At 71.5% G+C, this 5,753-nt stretch carries 2 protein-coding genes; both read left to right on the top strand.

Features of this window, described 5'->3' with window-relative positions; genetic code table 11:
- Positions 1-3,980, top strand: a 3,980-nt coding sequence (locus AC5I49_RS08455; protein WP_495789176.1) for an amino acid adenylation domain-containing protein, incomplete at its 5' end; no start/stop codon positions are given.
- Positions 3,980-5,753 (top strand): condensation domain-containing protein (locus AC5I49_RS08450; protein WP_495789175.1); only part of this gene is annotated, 1,774 nt, incomplete at its 3' end. The genes AC5I49_RS08455 and AC5I49_RS08450, both read left to right, overlap by 1 nt.

Raw genomic sequence — 5,753 nt, 5'->3', positions numbered from 1 at the left:
GCGAACTCGAATACCTGGGCCGTGCCGACCAGCAGGTCAAGATCCGGGGCTTCCGCATCGAACTGGGCGAGGTGCAGTCGCAACTGCTGGCCCAGGCCGAGGTCCGCGAGGCCGTGGTGCTGGCCAGGGAGGGTGCAGGCGGGGCGCGATTGGTGGCCTATGTCTCGCTGTATTCGCCAGTCGAAGACGGTTTGCTCAAGGACCGGCTGGGCCAGGTGCTGCCCGACTACATGGTGCCCTCGGCCATCGTCGTGCTCGAAGCCCTGCCTTTGACGGCCAACGGCAAGGTGGACCACAAGGCGCTGCCCGAGCCGGAGATGGCGAGTGCCCAGCAATATGAGGCACCGCAGGGCGAGTTGGAAGAAACGCTGGCGAAGATCTGGGCCGAGGTGCTGGGCGTGGAGCGAGTGGGCCGGCAGGACGGCTTCTTCGAGCTGGGCGGGCATTCGCTGCTCGCCCTGGGTCTGCTGGAGCGCGTGCGCGCCCAGGGCCTGCGCGTGCAGGTGCGCACGCTGTTCCAGCACCCGAGGCTGGCGGAGTTTGCGCAGGCGGTACTGGAGGAACAGCAGGAGCCGCAGGGTGAGCAAGGGGAGGAGGTGGCCGGCGAGATCGACGTGCCACCCAACGGCATCCCCGAAGGCTGCACGGCGATCACGCCGGACATGCTGACCCTGGTGGCGCTGGATGAAGATGAGATTGCACGCATTGCCGCTGCGGTGCCCGGTGGCGCAGCCAATATCCAGGACATCTACCCGCTGGCGCCGCTGCAGGAGGGGATTCTGTTCCACCACCTGCTGCAGTCCGGGGGCGATGTGTTCGTCTCGCCCAACCTGCTGAGCTTCGGGGCGCGCGAGCAGCTGCAATCCTTCGTGCACAGCCTCAACCAGGTGATCGCGCGCCATGACATCCTGCGCACGGCCGTGCTCTGGGAGGGGCTGTCCGAGCCCGTGCAGGTGGTGCTGCGCCAGGCACCGCTGCAGCTGCAGTGGCCTGGTGCGGATGAGGCACATGAGGCACTGGTGCCGCAGATGCTGGAGCAACTGCGCAGCCACGACCTGCGCCTGGACGTGCGGCAGGCGCCGATGATAGGGGCGCGGGCCGCGCACGATGCCGGGCAAGGCCGCTGGCTGCTGCAACTGCTGAGTCACCACCTCGTGATGGACCGCATCACGCTGGACCTGCTGCTGCAGGAAGTGCTGCGGCTTCAGCAGGGCCGCGTGGCCGAGCTGCCGGTGCCCGTGCCCTTCCGGCGCTTTGTGGCGCAGGCGCGCCAGGGTGTGGCGGCCGAGGCGCACGAGCGGTTCTTCCGCCGCATGCTGGCCGATGTGCAGGAGCCCACGGCCGCCTTCGGCCTGCTGGACGTGCAAGGCGATGGCCGTGGCATGGAGGAGGCCCGCCTGCGGTTGGACGCCCCACTGGCCCAGGGCATGCGCGGCCAGGCGCGTGCGCACGGGGTCAGCCCCGCCGCGCTCTGCCACCTGGCCTGGGCGCTGGTGCTGGCCCGCACCAGCGGCAGGCAGGAGCCGGTCTTCGGCACCGTGCTGATGGGCCGCATGGACGGCGGCGCCGGTGCGCAGCAGGCGCTGGGCATGTTCATCAACACCTTGCCGCTGCGCCTGCCGCTGGGCGAAGGCAGCGTGCTCCAGGGCCTGCGCAGCACGGCGGCGGCGCTTGCGGCCCTGCTGCAGCACGAGCATGCCAGCCTGTCGCTGGCCCAGCGCTGCAGCGGCCTGCCTGCGGGAACGCCGCTGTTCAGCGCATTGCTGAACTACCGGCATGGCGCGGCCGAGGGCGCTGCGCAAGAGCTGGCCCGGGCCGGCGTGCAGGTGCTGGGCCGCCCCGAGCGCAGCAACTATCCCGTGGGCATGGCCGTGGATGACGACGGCCAGGGCTTTGTGCTCGTCGCCCAGGTGGTGCGCAGCGTGGGGGCCGGGCGCGTCTGCGCCTACATGCAGCAGGCCCTGCAGGCGCTGGTGCAGGCGCTGCAGCAGCAGCCCGGCCGCGACCTGCGCACGCTGGACGTGGTGCCCCCGGCCGAGCGCCAGGCGCTGCTGGCGCAGGCCTGCAACCCCCGCTCCTGGCCGCAGGCCTTGCCGGTGCACCGCATGTTCGAGGCGCAGGCAAGGCAGCGGCCCCAGGCCCCGGCCCTGGCCGCGGACGGGCAGGTGTTCAGCTACGGCGATCTGGACCGGCGGGCCAGCCGCCTGGCGCAGGCCCTGATCGCCCAGGGGTTGCGGCCCGGGCAGCGCGTGGGCCTGGTGGCCGAGCGCGGGGCCGCCATGGTGGCCGGCCTGCTGGCCATCCTCAAGGCGGGCGCTGCCTACGTGCCCGTCGATCCGGCGCTGCCCGATGAGCGCATGCAGTACATGCTGCAGGACAGCGGGGCCTGCCTGGCGCTGGCCTCGGGCCTGGCGCCGGGCCGGCTGGCCTTGCTCGCCGCCAGCGTGCCGAAGGTGCTGGAACTGGAGGCGCTGGAGGTACCGGAGGCAGTGGAGGCAGTGGAGGCAAGGGAGCCAGGGCCGCAGGCAGGCACGGAACGCGCGCCCCGCGTCGAGGTGCATGGCGACCAGGCGGCCTATGTGATCTACACCTCGGGCTCCACCGGGCGGCCCAAGGGCGTGGTGGTGCGGCATGCGGCCTTCTCCAACTTCCTGCAGTCCATGGCGGCACAGCCGGGCCTGCAGGCGCAGGACGTGGTGCTGGCCACGACCTCCGTGTCCTTCGACATTGCGGGCCTGGAGATCTTCCTGCCCCTGGCCGTGGGCGCGCAGCTGGTGGTGGCCGGGCGCGAGCAGGTGCGCGACGCGGCCGCGCTGGCGGCGCTGCTGGAGCGCAGCCGCGCCAGCGTGATGCAGGCCACGCCCTCGGGCTGGCGCCTGCTGCTGGCCGGTGGCTGGAAGGCGGCACGGCCGCTGAAGGCGCTGTGCGGCGGCGAGGCGCTTGCGCCGGACCTGATCGCCCTGCTGCGCGCGGCGGGCGTGGACCTCTGGAACCTCTACGGCCCGACCGAGACCACGATCTGGTCCAGCCTGCAGCAGGTACAGGGCGATGCCGCCACCCTGGGCCAGGCCATCGCGGCCACCCGGCTGCTGGTGCTTGACGAAGGACTGCGCTGCGTGCCGCAAGGCGTGGCCGGTGAGCTGTTCATTGGCGGCCAGGGCCTGGCGCGCGGCTACTGGCAGCGGCCGGGCCTGAGCGCAGAGCGTTTTGTGGCCGATCCTTTCGCGGGACCGGGCGCGGCTGGCGAACGCCTGTACCGCACGGGCGACCTGGTGCGCCGCAATGCCGATGGCGCGCTCGAATACCTGGGCCGGCTGGACCACCAGGTCAAGATCCGCGGCCACCGCATCGAGCTGGGCGAGGTGGAGGCCGCACTGCTGGCCCAGCCCGAGGTGCGCGAGGCCGTGGTCACGGCAGCGGGGGGCGGCAGCGATACGCGCCTTGTGGCGCACGTATCTCTACATGCACCGCTGCATGCAGGCCCTCCCCTGGACGCTGCGGCACTGCGCGCAAGACTGGCCAGCGGCCTGCCCGACTACATGCTGCCGTCCGCCATCGTGGTGCTGGACACGCTGCCGCTGAACAACAGCGGCAAGGTGGACCGTGCCGCGCTGCCTGCGGCGCAGGCACCGTCCGGCCCGTCCTACGAGGCGCCTTCGGGGCAGGCCGAGGAAATGCTGGCCGGGCTCTGGTCCGAGCTGCTGGGCGGTGGCCGCGTGGACCGCCGCGACAGCTTCTTCGAGCGTGGCGGGCACTCGCTCAAGGTGGTGCAACTGCTGGCGCGGCTGCAGGGGGCAGGTGCTGCGGGGCTGACCGCCCAGGACATTTTCCGCACCCCGGTGCTGCAGGACATGGCGGGCCTGGTGCGCCTGCCGGCCCATGGCGGCGCGGATGCTGCGGGTGCAACAGGCACGACAGGCGCGGATGCGCAGGCGCTCGATGCGCTGGATTCCTTTCTCGAAACTCTGGGAGATATCTGATGGACCGTGGCCGCCTGCGCCAAATCGCCGAGCGCTTTGCAAGCCTGAGCCCTGCCCAGCGCACGCTGGCATTGCAAAAGATCCGGGCCGAGGGACTGGATCTCTCGCATTTCCCCATCCCGGTGCGCGCACCATCGTCCGACCAGACCGAAGCCCTGTCCCATGCGCAGTTGCGCCAGTGGTTCCTGTGGAAGCTGGACCCGCACAGCTCGGCCTACCACATCGCCCAGGCCTCGTGGATGCATGGCGAGCTGGATCTGGCGGCCCTGCGGCAGGCGTTCGGCGTGCTGCTGGAGCGCCACGGCGGACTGCGCACGGTGTTCGAGGAAAGCCCCGACGGCCTGGCGCGGCAGCGCATCGTGCCGCAGCTGGCCCTGGAGATGCCGCTGATCGACCTGACCCCCTTGCCTGCCGCACAGCGGCGCGAACGGGCCCTGGCCGAAGCCGAGCGCCTGTGCCTCACGCCCTTTGACCTGACGCGCGGCCCGCTGCTGCGCGTGGCCGCCGTCCGCCTGGACAGCCGCCAGCACCTGCTGGTGGTGGTGATGCACCACATCATCTCCGACGGCCGCTCCATGCAGATCCTGCTGGAGGAGTTCGCCGGCCTGTACGCGGCACTGGTGCAGCAGCGCCCGACCCGCCTGCCGCCGCTGCCCATTGCCTACACCGACTACGCCGCCTGGCAGCGCGACTGGCTGGAGGCCGGGGAAAGGCAGCGCCTGCTGGACTACTGGCTGCCCGAGCTGGCCGGTGGTCAGGACCTGCATCTGGAGCTGCCCGCCGACCATGCCCGCGCGCCGGGCGCCGAGACCCGTTGGCATGCCGCCTGGCACCGGCTGGATCTGCCCGCCAGCCTGGTGGCCGGACTGGAGCAGCGCGCCCGCGAGCAGGGCACCTCCCTCTTCGTGGCGCTGCTGGCCGGGTTCCAGGCCCTGCTGCACCGCTATACCGCCGAGACCGATATCCGCGTGGGCGTGCCCGTGGCCAACCGCAACCAGCCCGAGGCCGAGCCGCTGGTCGGCTTCTTCGTCAACACGCTGGTGATGCGTGGCCGGCTCGATCCCCGCATGCGCCTGCAGGAGCTGCTGGCCCAACTGGCCGAGCGGGTCCGCCTGGGCCTGGCCCACCAGGATCTGCCCTATGAGCAACTGGTCGAGGCGCTGCAGCCGCGCCGCAGCCTGGACGGCAGCTCGCTGTTCCAGGTGATGCTGAACTACCAGCACGAAGAGGCGGCCGGCCTGGCGGGCCTGGAGATCCAGAAGCTGGAGCTGGACGGCCTGGCCGCCCAGTTCGAGCTGACCCTGCACGCCAGCCGCCGCGCCGACGGCAGCCTGCAACTGGGCTTTACCTATGTGCGCGAGCGCTTCGAGCCGGCCACGGTGCAGCGCATGGGCGCGCATCTGTCGCTGCTGCTGCAGGCGCTGGCGCATGCGCCGCAGTGCGCGCTGGACCAGGTGCAGTTGCTGCCCGGCGATGAGCAGGCGCAGCTTCTGGACCGCAGTGCGCGCCGCAGTACCCGCAATGGACCTGCCCTCAACCCTGCGCAGCCCGCCTGCCTGCACCAGCGCTTTGCGGCAAGCGCGCAGCAGCGGCCAAATGCGATGGCGTTGACCTGCGAGTCCGCACGACTGACCTACGCCGAACTCGACGCCCAGGCCAACCGCCTGGCACGCCGCCTGATCGCCCTGGGCGTGCGCCCGGAGACGCGCGTGGGCATTGCCATGCAGCGCTCGGTGGAGATGGTGGTCGGCCTGCTGGCCATCCTCAAGGCCG

Source organism: Delftia sp., from assembly GCF_059499305.1.
The sequence above is the reverse complement of the archived record's forward strand: the minus strand, read 5'-3'. Positions and strand labels throughout refer to the sequence as shown.